This is a genomic window from Intestinibacter sp. (assembly GCF_051866655.1).
GTDB lineage: Bacteria > Bacillota > Clostridia > Peptostreptococcales > Peptostreptococcaceae > Intestinibacter.
In genome coordinates this window covers 1-1,683 of the sequence record NZ_JBJDXL010000063.1, presented here as the reverse complement: position 1 = coordinate 1,683, position 1,683 = coordinate 1, and the positions used below count along the sequence as shown (strand labels likewise).

General features: G+C 26.7%; 2 protein-coding genes. Both read left to right on the top strand.

Annotated elements, in window-relative coordinates:
- Nucleotides 1-212: 212 nt before the first annotated feature.
- On the top strand, nucleotides 213-1,355 hold the full coding sequence (locus ACI3VO_RS01810) for a DUF6398 domain-containing protein (RefSeq protein ID WP_439756266.1): 1,143 nt from the start codon (nucleotides 213-215) through the stop codon (nucleotides 1,353-1,355).
- A gap of 45 nt (nucleotides 1,356-1,400) precedes the next feature.
- The coding region (locus ACI3VO_RS01805; RefSeq protein ID WP_439756265.1) for a hypothetical protein at nucleotides 1,401-1,683 on the top strand (283 nt) is incomplete at its 3' end.

The window sequence follows — 1,683 nt, the reverse complement described above, 5'->3', positions numbered from 1 at the left end:
ATATAAGTAATGTTACTTATAATAAATCTATGGAGGCGATAAGAAATTTAAAAAGGAATGAAGCTTCTGTAGATGTAGAATACAGTAAGGATTTATTTTTTAAAGTCATAAATTAATCTAAATTTGTAAAATATAATATTAATATATCGAGCATATTATAGTAAAATATAGGTAAGAATTGTACTATATACTATATATCGAGGAGAAAAATCATGAAAAATAAATATTCAATCCCCAAAAAGATGCAGGAAAAAACTGAGCCTATAATAAAAGAGATAGAGAAATTTTGTGATGAAAATTTAAATGATAATTTTAAAGACAAGGCAATCGAGCTTACATGTAAGCTTTCGAGAAAAAGACCGTCACCACTTCAAGGTGGAAGAACAAAGACCTGGGTGGCAGCTATATTAAATACAATAATGGAAATTAATTTTGTATACGATAGCGATAATCCACTTTATATGATGAAAAAGGATTTTTGCAAAAAGATAGGTGTCAGTCAAAATACTGTAAATAAAAGAACAAATGAAATAATGGATATGTTAAATATAGATATATTTTCTAGAGAATGGTTTGTCGAGGGAAATGAATTTACAATGGAGTCGGTTTTAGATCATATTGAAATGCTAAATGATATGCTTGAGTATGAAGAAGATGATGAGTCTGATAAAATGAAAGTTTTAGAAATTATTTATTCTGAGGATTTAAATTTGTTGGATGAAGACGAGCTAGAAACTTTTGCTAGAGGATGTATTAGTATAATTATTTTAATATTAGATGAAGTAAAAGAAGAATTTAAAGAAGATGATTATTACTATAGAAGATTTAAACAGATGGAAATGGTTATAAATAAAGCATATGATGCGGCAGTTAAAGTATGTGAAATAGAGGATAAAAAAGTAAAGTTGTATTATGATGTTTTATACATGACAGGTCAAATATGTATGGAAGCACATGATTTTGATGGGGCTTTACAAGTATATGAAGAAATAGATAGAGATTTTGAGAATTATGATGAATCTATAAAGCTAAATATATTTAATATAAAATACTATACACAAAATTCAGCAAAGGCGTATTTAGATTTACAAAAAAATGAAAAAGGAGCTGCTTGGGACTATAATAGAGCACTTTATCATTATTCTATACATAATGAGGCTTTAGCGTTAAAGCATTTAAAAAAAGCGGTTAGAAAAAATAAATATATAAAAGGTCTATTATTAAATGATTATGAATTAGATTTAGATAAAAATCTATCTCCAATAGAACAAGAAGCAGTACAATATTGGGTAACTTGTGAATGGATATGGCAAATTACAGATGAAGCACTGGAGTGGATGTTTTATAATGCTTAGTAGATAAATGCATTTTAGAGATTTTTGTAATACTTAGGAGAGGAAATGAAGGATATAAAAAAATTAAAGCAAAATAAAGTTTCATTAAAAGAAATTGAGAGCTATTTTGATGTAAAAAATTATATTGATTTATATAGTCTAGTAAACGAACTTATAGACAAAGAAGATATAAAACCCATCAAGGCTAGCAAAATGAACGGAAAGAGTCCAGCACTTTACAATAGATATACTATAATAAGAAAAAATGATGTAAAAGACTATACAGACGAGATTTTATACACTGTAAATCACAATCTAGACATATCTAAATATTTAAAAAATCAAGCTC